This window comes from Catenulispora sp. EB89, from assembly GCF_041261445.1.
GTDB lineage: Bacteria > Actinomycetota > Actinomycetes > Streptomycetales > Catenulisporaceae > Catenulispora.
Genome location: NZ_JBGCCU010000003.1, coordinates 325,102 through 339,398 on the forward strand (window position 1 = coordinate 325,102; position 14,297 = coordinate 339,398).

At 70.9% G+C, this 14,297-nt stretch carries 14 protein-coding genes; 10 read left to right on the top strand and 4 right to left on the bottom strand.

Annotation, left to right across the window (positions count from 1 at the left end; translation table 11 throughout):
* Positions 1–17 precede the first annotated feature (17 nt).
* Genes ABH920_RS08280 through ABH920_RS08290 form a run of 3 tightly spaced genes read right to left on the bottom strand, consistent with a single transcriptional unit; the run spans position 18 to position 3,009 of the window.
* Complete coding sequence (locus ABH920_RS08280; RefSeq protein ID WP_370348279.1) at positions 18–1,010, bottom strand: carbohydrate ABC transporter permease; 993 nt, start codon at positions 1,008–1,010, stop codon at positions 18–20.
* Positions 1,007–1,663: a hypothetical protein gene (locus ABH920_RS08285; protein ID WP_370348280.1), complete on the bottom strand. Its 657-nt coding sequence runs from the start codon at positions 1,661–1,663 to the stop codon at positions 1,007–1,009. The genes ABH920_RS08280 and ABH920_RS08285 overlap by 4 nt, the downstream gene beginning before the upstream one ends.
* Positions 1,660–3,009, bottom strand: coding sequence for an extracellular solute-binding protein (locus ABH920_RS08290; RefSeq protein ID WP_370348281.1), 1,350 nt, complete (start codon positions 3,007–3,009; stop codon positions 1,660–1,662). Before ABH920_RS08290 ends, ABH920_RS08285 begins: the two co-directional genes overlap by 4 nt.
* A 308-nt stretch (positions 3,010–3,317) precedes the next feature.
* On the opposite strand from ABH920_RS08290, the gene ABH920_RS08295 reads away from it, so the two are divergent.
* Together ABH920_RS08295 and ABH920_RS08300 are read left to right on the top strand one after the other, a co-directional pair.
* The gene (locus ABH920_RS08295; RefSeq protein ID WP_370348282.1) at positions 3,318–4,742 is read left to right on the top strand and encodes a cellulose binding domain-containing protein; all 1,425 of its coding nucleotides are present in this window, start codon (positions 3,318–3,320) and stop codon (positions 4,740–4,742) included.
* A gap of 252 nt (positions 4,743–4,994) precedes the next feature.
* A complete protein-coding gene (locus ABH920_RS08300) occupies positions 4,995–5,756 on the top strand; it encodes a GntR family transcriptional regulator (RefSeq protein ID WP_370348283.1) in 762 nt (253 codons plus the stop codon).
* A gap of 146 nt (positions 5,757–5,902) precedes the next feature.
* Here the strand turns inward: ABH920_RS08300 and ABH920_RS08305 are convergent, their stop codons facing one another.
* The gene (locus ABH920_RS08305; protein ID WP_370348284.1) at positions 5,903–6,235 is read right to left on the bottom strand and encodes a chorismate mutase; all 333 of its coding nucleotides are present in this window, start codon (positions 6,233–6,235) and stop codon (positions 5,903–5,905) included.
* Between the two features lie 227 nt (positions 6,236–6,462).
* Here ABH920_RS08305 and ABH920_RS08310 point away from each other — a divergent pair, with 227 nt between their 5' ends.
* From ABH920_RS08310 to ABH920_RS08345, 8 genes are all read left to right on the top strand, one after another.
* On the top strand, positions 6,463–7,353 hold the full coding sequence (locus tag ABH920_RS08310; protein ID WP_370348285.1) for an LLM class F420-dependent oxidoreductase: 891 nt from the start codon (positions 6,463–6,465) through the stop codon (positions 7,351–7,353).
* A gap of 113 nt (positions 7,354–7,466) precedes the next feature.
* A complete protein-coding gene (locus ABH920_RS08315; protein ID WP_370348286.1) occupies positions 7,467–8,033 on the top strand; it encodes a TetR/AcrR family transcriptional regulator in 567 nt (188 codons plus the stop codon).
* Between the two features lie 20 nt (positions 8,034–8,053).
* On the top strand, positions 8,054–8,836 hold the full coding sequence (locus ABH920_RS08320; RefSeq protein WP_370348287.1) for a cupin domain-containing protein: 783 nt from the start codon (positions 8,054–8,056) through the stop codon (positions 8,834–8,836).
* A 141-nt stretch (positions 8,837–8,977) separates the two neighbouring features.
* Positions 8,978–9,859, top strand: coding sequence for an NAD-dependent epimerase/dehydratase family protein (locus ABH920_RS08325; protein WP_370348288.1), 882 nt, complete (start codon positions 8,978–8,980; stop codon positions 9,857–9,859).
* Entirely contained in the window at positions 9,856–10,356 is a 501-nt protein-coding gene (locus tag ABH920_RS08330; RefSeq protein ID WP_370348289.1) for a MarR family winged helix-turn-helix transcriptional regulator, read from the top strand. Before ABH920_RS08325 ends, ABH920_RS08330 begins: the two co-directional genes overlap by 4 nt.
* Positions 10,357–10,509: 153 nt before the next feature.
* The gene (locus ABH920_RS08335; protein ID WP_370348290.1) at positions 10,510–11,598 is read left to right on the top strand and encodes an extracellular solute-binding protein; all 1,089 of its coding nucleotides are present in this window, start codon (positions 10,510–10,512) and stop codon (positions 11,596–11,598) included.
* The gene (locus tag ABH920_RS08340; RefSeq protein WP_370348291.1) at positions 11,595–13,190 is read left to right on the top strand and encodes an ABC transporter permease; all 1,596 of its coding nucleotides are present in this window, start codon (positions 11,595–11,597) and stop codon (positions 13,188–13,190) included. The genes ABH920_RS08335 and ABH920_RS08340 overlap by 4 nt, the downstream gene beginning before the upstream one ends.
* A complete protein-coding gene (locus ABH920_RS08345) occupies positions 13,187–14,296 on the top strand; it encodes an ABC transporter ATP-binding protein (protein ID WP_370348292.1) in 1,110 nt (369 codons plus the stop codon). Before ABH920_RS08340 ends, ABH920_RS08345 begins: the two co-directional genes overlap by 4 nt.
* Position 14,297 lies beyond the last annotated feature (1 nt).

Here is a 14,297-nt window from a genome sequence, read left to right on the forward strand (position 1 = left end):
CCCTCATGACTGCTCCCTCACGATTCCTCCCCGGACAGGACCAGGCGCCGGACCCACCAGCCGACCAGCACGGCCAGCAGCACCACCGAGAAGACGGCGATGGCCGCGCCCTGTCCGTAGGACTGGGAGGCGAACGCCTTGGTGAACGACCAGATCGCGATGGTGGTGGTGGCGCCGTCGGGGCCGCCCTTGGTGAGGATCCAGATCTGGTTGAAGACGTTGAAGTCCCAGATCACCGACAGCACGGTGACCAACAGGAGCACCGGCCGCAGGAACGGCAGCGTGACGGTGCGCAGCCGCCGCACGTACCCGGCGCCGTCGATCGCGGCGGCCTCGTAGTAGTCGCCGGGGATCTGGCTCAGGCCGGCATAGAGGGTCAGCGCGACGAAGGGCACGGAGATCCAGACCACGAGCAGCCACACCACGACGAAGCCGGAGGTGGTACCGGCGAGGAAGTCGTGCTGCCGCAGGTCGCCGAAGACGTGCAGCTGGGTCAGCAGCCAGTTGACGACACCATAGGTGGGCTGGAAGAGCCACTGCCAGACGAGCGTCGAAGCGACCGTCGGCATGGCCCAGGCGCCGAGCAGCGCGAGCATCATCGCCACCCGCAGCCGCCGCCCGACCGCGACCAGCATGAGCGCCGCCCCGAAGCCGATGACGACGGTCCCGGCGACGAGCGTCGCGGCAAAGACGACGGTCCGCACGAGGACGGGAACGAGCTGCGAGTCGTGCAGGATCGCGGTGTAGTTGGCGCCGCCGACGGAGGTGGCCCGCCCGGTGATCAGGGTACGAAGGCCGAAGCCCTGAGTGGAGATGACACCGAGCCGCACGAGCGGATACCCGACAACCGCGCCGAGCAGCACGAGGGCAGGCACGAGCAGCACGTAGGGCTGGAGCTGACGGCGACGACGCGGACGGGGCGCCGCCCCCGAGCCCGGGTCGGCAGGGGCGGCGGGCCTGCTCGGCGGCGCGCCCCGGCGCCGGAGCGCGGGGGTGGGCGGGGCGTTCACGGGTGGGTTCCTTTGCGACGGTCGGGCGGGAGTGGCAGCGCAACAAACCGAGCCAGTCCGGCAAGCTCGGCCAATTCAGATGGCGCGACCGATTCGGTAGGTGCGGCGGCTGCGGGCGGCGCGGTTGCTGCGAGCGCGGTCCGCATTGCGGGTTCGGCCAGCGCAACCGGTGCATCTTGCTCGGGCGGCACCGTGGCAGGCGCGATATGTGCGATCGGCGATGCCAGCGCGGTCTGCAATTCGGGCGCGGCAGGCGCAGGCTGAACTGCCGGCCAAGCCTGCTCAAACAGCACTGCCGGCGCGACCCACATTGCCGGCGCGGCAGGCGCCGGCAGCGCTGCCGGTACGGTGACCGGCGCAGACTGCACTGCCAGCCAAGCCTGCTCAAGCGGCACTGCCGGCGCGACCCACATTGCGGGCGCGGCAGGCGCGACTGGCTTGGCGATCCTGCCTAGCGCGAGCGGCGCGGCCGGTGCGAGCGGCGCGGCCTGCGCGAGCACAGTCGGCGCAAGCGGCGCGGCCGGTGCAAGCGGCGCGGCCTGCGCGAGCACAGTCGGCGCAAGCGGCGCGGCCGGTGCAAGCAAAGTCGGCGCGAGCGGCGCGGCCGGTACGTCGTACCCGGCCGGCGCCCCCGCAGCGGTGCGCAGCCTCATTGCGCGGGCGCGTTCAGCGCCTGGCTGAGGTGCGCGTCCAGGGTCTTGGCGGCGTCCGCCGGTGATTTGCGGCCGGTGGCGATGTCGGCGAAGAAGTCGTTGATGGACTTGTCCGACTCCACCGTGGCCCAGCCGGCCACCGCTGGGGTTGCCACCGAGGTCTTGGCTGCCGTGAAGAAGGCTTTTGAGGTGTCCGGCAGGGTGTTGATGGTCTGGTCGATCACCTCGGTGGAGGCGGGGATCCAGTGGTCGATGCCGACGATGGCCGAGGCCTGCACGCTCGGGTCCGTCGCGGCCTTCAGGTACGCCAGGGCCAGGGCCTGGTTCTTGCTCTTGGCCGCGATCGCGAGGTCGGAGCCGCCGAGGAAGACCGGTTGGGTCTTGCCGTCGGTGGCGCTGGGGAAGGGGAAGGTGCCGATGTCGTTCTGCAGGGACGGGTCGACCTTCAGGACCCGGTTGATGGTCGAGTTCAGGATGGTCGCGGTCTTGCCCTGCGCGAACAGGGTGTTGAAGTCCGGCGCGGTGGTGTCCACGTCCTGGGAGGCCGTTGAGGAGTACTTGCCGACGAAGCTCTTCCAGGCCGCCAGGCCCTGCTGCGCTTGCGGCGACTCCAGGGCGCCGGACCATTTGCCGCCGGATTCCGTGGCGAGTTGGCCGCCGGCGTCCCAGACGAACTGGAGCGCGCCGTACCAGTAGCGGCCGGGGAAGTAGAACGCTGAGAAGTCCGGGGCCGGGTTCTTCGCTTTGATGGCGTCCAGGTCCGAGGTCAGCTGCGTGAAGGTGGTCGGGGCTGTGGTGATGCCTGCCGCGGCCCAGATCTTCTTGTTGTAGATCACCGCGCGGTTGCCCGCGAACAGCGGTGCGCCGTAGCTCTTGCCGTCGACGGTCGCGGGGCCCTCCAGGCCGGGCAGCCAGTGCTGGCCGTTCTGCAGCTGCGGGAGTGCGGAGGTGATGTCGGTGAGGCCGGAGCTCGCCGCGAACAGTGGGACGTCGGTGTTGCCGATCTCGATCACGTCCGGAGGGTTGTCCTGGGCGAGTGCGGTGGCGATCTTGGTGTTGATGCCGTCCCACTGCTGGATCTCGACCTTCACCTGGGCGCCGGTGGCGGCGGTGAACTTGTCGTCGATCGCCTTCTGGGCCTCGGTGGACAGGTCGCCGTCCATGTACCAGACGGTCAGGGTCTTGCCGGTGCCGGATCCGGGGCCGGCCACCGCGGCCGGCTGCGCGCCGCCGGTCGAGGACGTGCCGCTGCCGGAGGCGGAGCTGGAGCAGGCCGTGGCGCCGAGCGCCAGCAGCGGGACGAGAACAGTGCCTGCGGCCTGGGCGGCCGAGATGCGTATGCGCATGGTGATCCTCTCACCTTCGAGCTCTGTCGGATGGAGATGAGCGAGGTGCGACGGATGCTTGCACTTTCCCATTGGTAATGTCAACGGTTCGGTCGTGACGCGGTCCAGCGGGTGGAGCAACTGACCGAAGGTCGTCTGTGACCACAAGAAATGGCCATATCGGGCACAGCGGAACGAGGTCTTGACAGACCAGTGGCTCGGTCGCATCCTGAACGCCAGCAGCTCCAGGAAGTTACCTATGGTCCTGTCCAAGGTGAACACGGGGAACCGCCTCGGCAGCCACCGACCCCACAAGGAGTTCTTCTCAGATGCGCCACAATCCCGCCCCTCGCCGCTCGATCGCGGCGCTGGCCGCCGCCGGTGTCGCCGGCGCCTTCGGCCTCACCGCGGCCGCGTTCTCCACGACCGCGAACGCGGCCGGCGCGCCGGCCGCGCTGGCCTACCACGTCGGCTCCGCCGGCTCGGACATGGTCGAGCCCTGGTTCACCGTCACCAACACCGGCGGCGGGCCGCTCGACCTGTCGACGGTGAAGATCCGCTACTACTTCACCGTCGACTCCTCGCCGTCGTACCAGTTCTCCTGCGAGTGGGCACAGATCGGCTGCGGGAACGTCACCGGCACCATCGGCACGCTGGCCTCGCCGACCGCCACCGCCGACCACTACCTGGAGGTCGGGTTCACCGGCGGCTCGCTGGCGCCCGGCGCCTCGACCGGCGACCTGCAGCTGCGGATGAACGCCGCCGGCTGGGCGCCGGTGGACCAGGCCGACGACTACTCGTTCAACGCCTCGCAGACCTCGTACGGTCCGACGAACACGATCACGCTGGCGGTCAACGGAACGGTCGTCTCCGGCACCGCGCCCGGCGGGAACCCGCCGCCGACCAGCCCGTCCAGCTCCCCCAGCACCAGCCCGTCGAGCTCGCCGAGCTCCGGCGGCGGTGGCGGGACACCGTCCGGCGTGCTGTTCGACGACTTCTCCTACAGCGGCCCGTCGGACCCGAACCTGGGCGCGCACGGCTGGGCGATCCGCACCGGCGCCGGCGGGCCCGGCGTGCAGAACTCCTGGACCGCGGACACGTTCAGCTTCCCCGCCGACAGCACCGCCCAGGGCGGGCACGTCATGGACCTGACGGCCTCCACCGACGGCACCACCTCCGGTACCAAGCAGGCCGAGATCGACACCACGCACCAGAAGTTCTTCGAGGGCACCTACGCCGCGCGCGTCTACTTCAACGACGCCCCGACCACCGGCGCCAACGGCGACCACGTGAACGAGACGTTCTACACGATCACCCCCGACAACTCGCTCTACAGCGAGGACGACTTCGAGTACCTGCCCAACGGCGGCTGGGGCGGCCCGGCGAACTCGATGTACACGACCTCCTGGTACAGCGCCGACGCCATGGACCGGGTCACGAACGACACCATCGGCAGCCTGCAGGGCTGGCACACGCTGGTGGCCACCGTCTACGGCGGCACCGTCACGTACTACATCGACGGCAAGCAGGTGTTCTCCAGCACCGGCAAGTACTACCCGCGCGAGGCGATGACCATCGACTTCAACGAGTGGTTCATCGACCTGCCCTTCACCGGCGCCCGGACCTGGAACGAGAAGGTGAACTGGGTCTACTACGCCAAGGGCGTCGCGCAGTCCCCGACCGATGTGCAGAGCGCGGTCAACGGCTACTACCAGGGCGGCACGCACTTCACGGACAGCGTCCCGAACAGCTGACCCGCGGCCGGCGACAGCTGATCCGCGGCACCGAACCGGTGTCCCGGGACCAGGCCGGGCCACCGGCCTGGTCCCTCCCGACCGGCGGCGCGGCCCGACCTGAGCCCGGGCCGCGCCGCCCTACCGATTGCTCCGATTGCTCCGATGACTTCCGTACCTCCCGCGCCTCCCGTTCCCCCGACTCCCCCGCCGACGCCCCGCCGCGGCGGCGGGCCGAGACGCCCGCCGGGCCACCTGGCAGAATCGTCCGATGTGACAGGCAGCGAGACCCGCCCGGCCCGCAAAGTGGCCACCGCCAAGCGCGACCGCGTGCGCGACCACCTGCTGCAGCTGATCGACACCGCGGCGCCGGGCACCAGCCTGGACTCCGAACGCGACCTGGCCGAGGCGCTCGGGGTGTCCCGCCCCACGGTCCGCGCGGCGCTGCAGGACCTGGCGCGCTCCGGCTACCTGGTCCGCCACCAGGGCCGCGGTACCTTCACCAGCCCGCGCAAGATCGACCAGGCACTGACCGGCGACAGCGCGGACGGCGCCGCGGCACTGGCCGCACCGTCGGCGGAGGGCACCTGGACCAGCCACGTGGTGACGTTCCGAACCTCGCCGGCCGGCCCCTCGCGCGCCACCCGCTTCGGCATCGCCGCCGACGCGCCGATCCTGCGCATCGTGCGGGTCCGGCTGGTCGAGGGCGAACCGATCGCGATCGAGCGCCTGGACGTCCCGGCGGCACTGGTCCCGAACCTGAAACCGGACGACGTCGAATCAGGCAACTTCTACCACCTGCTCCGCGACCGGCACGGGATCACGGTCTCCGACGCCGTGCAGACGATGGAGCCGACGGTCGCCAACCCGGAGCAGGCCGAACTGCTCGACATCGAGGTCTACGCGCCGCTGCTCCAGGTCGAGCGCACGACGAAGGACACCACCGGCCGGGTCGTGGAGTTCGCGCACTCGGTGTATCGCGGCGACCGGTACCGGATCACGACGCGGCTGCATCTGGACGCCACGTCGGGGTGAGGGCGGGGTGACGGCGGCGGGGCGCCGCGGGGCGGCACAGCGGTTGCGCTGCGCCACCTGCTCAGCGCCGTGACCGAAAAAACAGCGCAGCCGTCCACCGAAAACACCCGGCGGCGGACGGCCCGCGCCTGCGTTATCCCGCGCGCCTACTGCGCCGCGGCGTGGTTGCGGTGGTTGCGGACCACCTCGTCGATGATGAAGTTCAGGAACTTCTCCGCGAACTCCGGGTCCAGCCGGGCCTCCTCGGCCAGCGACCGCAGCCGCTTGATCTGCACGGCCTCGCGGTCGGGGTCGACCGCGGGCATGCCGTACTGGGCCTTCAGCCGCCCGACCTGCTGGGTGCACTTGAAGCGCTCCGCGAGCAGGTGCACGACGGCCGAGTCGAGGTTGTCGATGCTGGCGCGGAGCTCCAGGAGGCGGCCGCGCGCGTCCTCCTGTGATGCTTCGGTGTCTTGCATTGTGGACAAATCACTCGTCATGTAGCCAGACTACCGGTCGCTGCGCTCGAAACCTCAGTGACCTTGTCTCGGATCGCGAGATGACAAGGTAACTCCTATATCAGGGCTCTGTATCGGGTGGCTCAAGCCGCGCGGCCGACTTGAGGATCGGCCACGGACCCGGCCCGCATCTCAGGACTATGATCCACTACGGGGCGCCAACACCCCCGGCGCCCGAACAACCCCCGAACACTCACGAGGTGTCGCACATGGTTCGTCCTTTCCGATTCGGCGTCAACATGATCACCCCGGCCGCGCGCGACCGGTGGCGGGAGAAGTGCCGCAAGGCTGAAGCGCTCGGCTTCGACGTGATCACCGTGGCTGATCACCTGGGCATGCCGGCGCCGTTTCCCGCGCTCGTCGCCGCCGCCGAGGCCACCGAGCGGCCGCGGTTGGGGACCTTCACGCTCAACGCCGGGTTCTTCAACCCGACGCTGCTGGCCCGCGAGGTCGCCACCACCGATCAGCTCACCGGCGGCCGCCTCGAACTCGGACTCGGCGCCGGCTACGTGAAAGCCGAGCACGACAAGGCGAATCTGCCGTTCGGCACCCCCGGTGAGCGCGTCGCACATCTGCGGGCCACGATCGAGGAGCTCGATCGGCTCGCCGTCGCCGAGGACTTCGCACCGCATCCGGTGCAGACGCCCCGCCCGCCGCTGCTGATCGGCGGCAACGGCGACCGGGTGCTGGAGCTGGCCGCGCGGCACGCCGAGATCGTCGCGTTCACCGGTGCGGGCGCGAATCCGGCCGATCCGAGTGGGATTCCCCGTGCTCTCACGGCGGAACAGCTGGAGGAACGCGTTGCCGCGTACCGGAAGTTCGCCGCTGAGCGTCCGGAGCCGGCCGAGCTCAACCTCATGATTCACATGGTCATGCCCACGGACGACCGCCGCGCCGCGGTCCGGCCGCATCTGGGCAACATCCCGCACCTCACCGAGGACCAGGCGCTCGATCTGCCGATCCTGCTCATCGGCACCACCCAGCAGATGGTCGAGCAGCTTCGGGCGCAGCGGGAGCGCTTCGGCTTCTCGTATCTCACCGTGCTGGAGCCGTGGATGGAGGCCTTCGTGCCGGTCATGGAGGCACTGCGCGGCGAGTAGTCGCCGCCTTTCAACAACTCGACGACTCGACAACGCTCTGGGCCGAACCCGGTCCAGAGCCGTCGGCCTTCCGCGCCTACCCTTCTGTACCTACTGGTATGTACACTGGCTCCGTGAGTACGAGAGAGCGGCTCATCGAGAGCACCCGCACGCTGCTGTGGGAACGCGGCTACGTCGCGACCAGTCCGAAGACCATCCAGCAGCTGGCCGACGCCGGCCAGGGCAGCATGTACCACCACTTCTCCGGCAAGGAGGAGCTGGCACGCGTCGCCATCGACCGCACCGCCGAGGAGATGCGCGCGAGCGTGGACGCCGTGCTGTCCGGCCCCGGTACGGCGCTGGAACGCATCGCCGCCTACCTCCGTCGCGAGCGCGACGTCATGAAGGGCTGCCCGATCGGCCGACTGACTCAGGACCCGGATGTGATGTCCACGCCGATGCTGGTCGCGCCGGTCGCCGAGACGCTGGGCTGGCTGCGCGAGCGCCTGGCGGCCCTGGTGGCGGAAGGCGTCGCCGACGGCGGACTGAGCCCGACGCTCGATCCGGTGACCACGGCGGCCGCGATCGTCGCCACCCTCCAGGGCGGATACGTCCTCGCGCGCGCCGCGAACGACCCGCAGGCCTTCCAGCAGGCGATCGAGGGCGTTCTCGCGCTGCTCGGCGCCCCTTCCGTCCTCTGACCACCGAAGGAAGACCGATCATGCAGATCTCCCGCACTCCCCGCATCGGCGTGCCCGCCCTGTCCGAGTGGATCACCGGCGGCGCCCTGATCGACGAACTCGCCGCACCGGCCGGCCCCTCCCGCACGCAGGTCGACAGCGTGCGCTTCGAGCCCGGCGCCCGCACCCGCTGGCATCGCCATCCGCTGGGCCAGGTCCTCGTCGTCACGGACGGCACGGCGCTCGTGCAGCGCCGCGGCGGTGCCGTCGAGACCGTCCACACCGGCGACAGCGTGCGGATCGAGGCCGGCGAGTGGCATTGGCACGGCGCGACGCCCGACGGCGCGATGACCCATCTGGCCATCGAGGAGCTGCCGGAGGACGGGAGCACCGCGGAGTTCGGCGACGCCGTGACGGACGCTGAATACGGGGCCGGGGCCGGGCATACGGATACGGCGGGCGCCGAAGCCGGCTCCGCCGAACCCGAGCCGCCGATGAGCCGAGTCATCGTCATGGACCAGAAGCTGCCCGAACCCCTTGCCACGCACCGCGTCGAGATCCGCCGGATCACCATCGCCCCGGGCTACGCCGCCGGGCTGCACGTCCACAACGGCCCGGTCTTCGGCAGCATCGAGACCGGCTCGGCCGTGTACCAGATCGAGGGCGAGCCCGCCGTCGTGCTCGGGCCCGGGGACGTGTTCCACGAGCCCGAGGGCGTGCGGATCGCACGCTTCGACGCGGAGCAGGACGGGGTGACGTTCCTCGGCTACTTCCTGCTCGCCGACGGCGTGAACGCCGAGCTCGTCTTCCCCGACGCTGATTGATTGTTCAAGTCATAACGGAAAAGGAGGTGCACTACAGCACCGGCCTTCCCCCCTTCCACTTGACGCTTCAAGTCATAAGACCTAGAGTCGCACTTGAAGGAGCACGTCGAAACCGCACCAAACCGCAGAAGGGTGAAGACCATGAAAGTCGCACTCACCGGCGCCACCGGGTTCATCGGCTCGCACGTCCTGACCGAGCTCCGCGAGCACGGCCACGAGGTCGTCGCCCTCGTCCGCGACGAAGCCGGCGCGAAGACCGCCGAGGCCAACGGCGCCACCCCGGTCGTCGTCGACCTCGGCGACCGGGCCCGGGTCGCGCGGCTGCTCGCCGACACCGACGGCGCCGTGCACACCGCCAGCCCCGGCGACGCCACCAGCGCCGACGTGGACACCGCGGTCGTGGACGCCGTGATCGAGGCCTACGCCGGCACCGGCAAGCCCTACGTCCAGATCAGCGGCCTGTGGGTCTACGGCGACAACACCGCGATCACCGAGGACTCCCCGTTCCGGGCGCCGGCCATGGTGGCCTGGAAGGAGCCGATCGAGCAGCGGATCCTGGCCGCCGACGGCCCGCGCACGACGGTCCTGGTGTCCAGCGTCGCGTACGGCGACGGCGGCGGTGGCATCCCGGGCGCGCTGCTCGGCTCGCCGCGGGACGAGTCCGGCAAGCTGATCATGCTCGGCGACGGCCGCCAGCACTGGTCGACGGTGCACGCCGCCGACCTCGCCACGGCCTTCCGCCTGGCGCTGGAGAACGACGACGCGCGCGGCTACTACGTCATCGGCGACGGCAGCAACCCGACGGTCGCCGAGCTCACCGAGGCCGTCGCGGCCGCCGTCGGCGCGCCGGGCGCGGTCCCGGGATCGGTCGAGGAGGCGCAGTCGCGCTTCGGCGAGTACTTCGCCGAAGTCCTGCTGCTCGACCAGTCGACCACCGCGGAGAAGGCGCAGCGGGAGCTCGGCTGGCGCCCGACGCGTCCGAGCCTGGTCGAGGAGTTCCGGCACGGAAGCTACCGCCAGTGAGCTCGGACCTCCACGAGGGGCTCTGGCTCGACGCCGGAGAGCTGTCCGCATGGCTCGCGGTGGTCCGGTTGATAACCAGGCTGCCGTGGGCCATCGACGGCCGGCTCCAACGAGACGCCGAGCTGAGCATGGTCGAGTACATGACCATGGCGACGCTTGCCAAAACCCCGGCGTGGACCATGCGGATGAGCGACTTGGCCGAGGACGCCAGCGTGTCCCTGTCCCGCCTGTCGCACATGGTCCGGCGGCTGGAGGACCGAGGCTTCGTCCGCCGCGAGCCAGACCCCTGCGACGGCCGCTTCACCCACGCCGTCCTGCTCCCGGAGGGGATGCGCAAGATGGAGGAGGCGGCGCCGGCCCACGTCGCGTTCGTCCGCCACCTGGTGGTCGACAACCTCTCCCCCGAACGACTGCGCCGCCTGGGCCAGGACGCGCAGCAGATCGTGCGACGCATCGACTCACCGGCCTCCGCCGAACGGCGGTCGTCCGCGGCCTGAACCGCTGCCGCAGCGCGCCACCCCGGCGCCAGTCCGCACCCGCTACCCCCCTCTTCGTCGCTTAGGCAATCCTAAGTAAGGTGTGCCTAGGCTCAACTACGAGCGCCAGTCGGTCGATCAGCCGGCAGTTCGTCGTCAACAGGGAGGTTCTCGGTGCTCACGCGTGCCGTACGGTCCGGTCGGAAGTCGGCGGGGGTGGCCCTCGGGGCCGCGCTGACCAGCGTGGTGCTGGCGGCGTGCAGCAGCGGCTCCTCGAAGCCGGCGGCGGGTGGCTCCGGCGGCGGTTCCGCGGCCGGCGGTTCGGTGGCCGGGCAGTCGATAACCCTGTACAGCGGCCAGCACGAGCAGACCGTGCAGGCGCTCGTGAAGGACTTCGAGGCCAAGTCCGGGGTCACGGTGAACGTGCGCTCCGGCGACGAGGCCGAGCTCGCGAACCAGGTCCTCACCGAGGGCAAGGCCTCCCCCGCGGACGTCTTCTTCGCCGAGAACCCGCCGGCGTTGACCACGCTGGAGGAGAAGGGCCTGCTGGCGAAGGTGAACGCGAGCACGCTCAGCGCGGTGCCGGCCGCCGACAGCGCGGCCGCCGGGGACTGGGTCGGCGTCTCGGCCCGCAGCGCGGTGTTCGCGTACAACACCGGATCGGTCCAGACCGCGCAGCTCCCGACGTCGGTGAAGGACCTGGCGGGCGCGGCGTGGAAGGGCAAGCTCGGGATCGCGCCGAGCGAGACCGACTTCACGCCGATCGTGACCCGCATGATCAAGTCCGTCGGCGCCGACGCGACCAGGACCTGGCTGCAGGGCCTCAAGGCCAACGGCAAGGTCTACGGCTCCAACGAGGACCTGATCGCGGCGATCAACAAGGGCGAGGTCGCCGGCGGCGTCGTGGACCACTATTACTGGTACCGCATGCGCGACGAGGTCGGTGCCGGCTCCGTGCACAGCGCGCTGTCCTTCTTCGCCGCCGGGGACCCGGGGTCGCTGGTCGACGTGTCCGGCGTCGGCATCCTGTCCTCCAGCAAGCACCAGGCCGCGGCTCAGGCGTTCCTGGCCTACTTGGTTTCCCAGCCGGCCCAGCAGATCATCGCCACCTCGCAGAGCTACGAGTACCCGCTGCTGGCCGACGTGACCGCCGCGAAGCTGAACAAGCCGTTGTCGGCCGCGGGTCCCGTGGTCCCGGCCACCGATCTGGGTGACGGCAAGCAGGCGCTGGACCTGTTGCAGAGTGTCGGCCTCCTTTCGTGAGCCAGAACTCTTTGTTGAAGACGCTCGGCCCGGCGACGCTGCGTCGCCGGGCTTCCGGCGCTCCGTTCGTCCTTCCGCTGGTCGCCGCCGCGGTCGCGCTGGTCGTCTGCTGCCCGCTGGTGTTCGTGGTGATGCAGGCCGGGCAGTCCGGCTGGGACTCGGTCCGCCGGCTGCTGGGCCGTCCGCTGGTCACCACGCTTCTGCGGCACACACTGGAACTCACCGTCACGGTCACGGCCGCGACCCTGGTGCTCGGCTTCTGCGCCGCCTTCCTGACGCAGCGCACTGACATCCCCTGCCGCCGCGGGTTCACGGTCCTGCTGGCGATGCCGCTGGCGGTCCCGGAATTCGTGCACGGCTACTGCTGGGTCTCGCTGTTCCCGTCGGTCCAGGGCTTCTGGGGCGCGGTGCTGGTGATGACCACTTCGTTGTACCCGCTGGTGTTCCTGCCGGTGGCCGCGACGTTGCGCCGCAGCGACGCCGCCACCGAGGAAGTGGCGCGCAGCCTGGGCCACGGCCGGTGCCGCGTGCTGTGGCGCGTGACGCTCCCGCAGACCCGGCCCGCGCTGGCCGGCGGTGCGCTGCTGGTGTCGCTGTACCTGCTCGGCGAGTACGGCGCGTTCGCGATGGTCCGCTACACCACCTTCGCCACCGCGATCTACACGCAGTTCGAGACCAGCTTCGACACGGTCTCGGCGTCGGTGCTGGCGCTGGTGCTGATCGTGTTGGCGGTCCTGGTGATCGGCGCCGAGGCCGGAGCCGGACGGCGGCGGGGCCGCGTGGTGCGGGAGGGCGCGGCGGCTCGGCCCGCCGACCCGATCCGGCTGGGCGCCGGGCGGATCCCGGCCGTCGCGGCCCTGGCGGCCGTGGTCGGAACCACTCTCGGCGTCCCGGTGTACGCCCTCGGATACTGGCTGGCCAAGGGCAACTCCAGCACGCTGCCGTCCGCCTCGATCTGGACCGCGACCGCGACCACCACCGGCTACGCGCTGGTCACCGCGGCCGTGGCGACCGCGGCGGCGGTGCCGGTCGCGCTGCTCGCCTGGCGGCACCCGGGGCACGTGTCGTTCGGGATCGTGCGCCTGGCGTATCTGACGCGCGCTCTTCCAGGCATCGCAGTGGCCCTGGCCGTGGTGTTCTTCGCGATCCGCTACGCGCAGCCCTGGTACCAGCAGCCTCCGATGCTGGTCGCCGGCTACGTCGTGCTGTTCTTCCCGCTCGCGCTGACCGCGGTGCGCGCCTCGCTGGCGCACGTCCCGCACGGAGTGGAGGACGTCGCGCGCTCGCTGGGCCGGCGCCGCCTGGTCGTGCTGGGACGGGTCACGCTCCCGCTGATCGCGCCGGGGCTGGCCGCGTCGTTCGCGATGGTGGCGCTGACCGCCAGCACCGAGCTGACCGCCACGCTGCTGCTGCACCCCACCGGCACCGAGACGCTGGCGACCCGGTTCTGGTCGTACACCACCGGCCTGGCTTACGGCGCCGCCGCGCCCTACGCGGCGATGATGACCGTCCTGTCGGTGCCGGCCGTCGTCCTGCTGACCCGCCGCACGCTCGCCACCCGCACGTCCGTCGAAGGAAGAAGCCTGACATGAGCGGACTCACGATCACGGGCCTGCGCGCGGGCCACGGCGGCGCCGCGGTCCTGGACGGCCTGGACCTCACCGTCGAGGACGGCACGCTGGCCTGCATCCTCGGCCCCTCCGGATGCGGCAAGAGCACGCTGCTCCGGGTGATCGCCGGCTTCCACCGGTCGAGCGCGGGGACCGTCGCGGTCGGCGGACGCGTGCTGAACGACGACCGCACACAGGTCGCGGCCGAGCGTCGGCGCATCGGGTACGTGCCGCAGGACGGCGCGCTGTTCCCACACCTGTCGGCCGCCGCCAACATCGGCTTCGGCCTGCCTCGCTCCGGCCGCCGCGAACGCGTCGAGGAACTGCTGGGCCTGGTCGGCTTGTCAGGGCTCGGAGACCGGCATCCGCACCAGCTGTCCGGCGGCCAGCAGCAGCGCGTCGCGCTGGCGCGGGCGCTCGCGCCGCGTCCGGAGCTGCTGCTGCTGGACGAGCCGTTCGCCGCCCTGGACGCCGCGCTGCGCACCGAGGTGCGGGCCCAGGTCGCCAGTACTCTGCGCGCGGCCGGCGCCACCGCGATCCTGGTCACGCACGACGTCGACGAGGCGCTGTCGTTCGCCGACCTCATCGCGGTACTGCGCGCCGGACGGATCGTGCAGGCCGACAGCGGCCACGCGCTCTACCACCGGCCGGCCGACGCCGAGATCGCGCGGACGCTCGGCGAAGCCAACCTGCTGCCGGCGGTCGTGCGCGGCGAGGTGGCCGAGACGGCGCTGGGCGCGCTGGCCTTGGAAGACGGCTGCGAAAGCCGGGGTGGATCGCAGACGGTCATGCTGCGCCCCGGACAGCTCCGGCTCGGTGCGGACGGGGCGGGTACCACCGAGGCGCGGATCGTCGACTCCCGGTTCCGCGGCACCGACTGGCGCGTCGAGCTCACCCTGGAGGACAGCCACGTCGTGGGTCCGCCGCTGATCGCCTACGTCGCCGAAGCACCGCCGGCGACCGGACAGCGGGTGCACATAGGCGTCAATGGATACGCCCACCCGATCGGCACCTCGGGCGATCCGAAGAATGCCGTGTCCTCCGATGGTCAGCCCACGAAGGTGACCACCAGCGCCGTCGTGTCCTGAC

Bases quoted from the DNA above. Each gene is read 5' to 3' on its own strand.
- ABH920_RS08285 (WP_370348280.1), bottom strand. From the start codon at position 1,663: ATGAGGCTGCGCACCGCTGCGGGGGCGCCGGCCGGGTACGACGTACCG.
- ABH920_RS08305 (WP_370348284.1), bottom strand. From the start codon at position 6,235: ATGACGAGTGATTTGTCCACAATGCAAGACACCGAAGCATCACAGGAG.
- ABH920_RS08345 (WP_370348292.1), top strand. From the start codon at position 13,187: ATGAGCGGACTCACGATCACGGGCCTGCGCGCGGGCCACGGCGGCGCC.
- ABH920_RS08310 (WP_370348285.1), top strand. From the start codon at position 6,463: ATGGTTCGTCCTTTCCGATTCGGCGTCAACATGATCACCCCGGCCGCG.
- ABH920_RS08290 (WP_370348281.1), bottom strand. From the start codon at position 3,009: ATGCGCATACGCATCTCGGCCGCCCAGGCCGCAGGCACTGTTCTCGTC.
- ABH920_RS08325 (WP_370348288.1), top strand. From the start codon at position 8,978: ATGAAAGTCGCACTCACCGGCGCCACCGGGTTCATCGGCTCGCACGTC.
- ABH920_RS08295 (WP_370348282.1), top strand. From the start codon at position 3,318: ATGCGCCACAATCCCGCCCCTCGCCGCTCGATCGCGGCGCTGGCCGCC.
- ABH920_RS08320 (WP_370348287.1), top strand. From the start codon at position 8,054: ATGCAGATCTCCCGCACTCCCCGCATCGGCGTGCCCGCCCTGTCCGAG.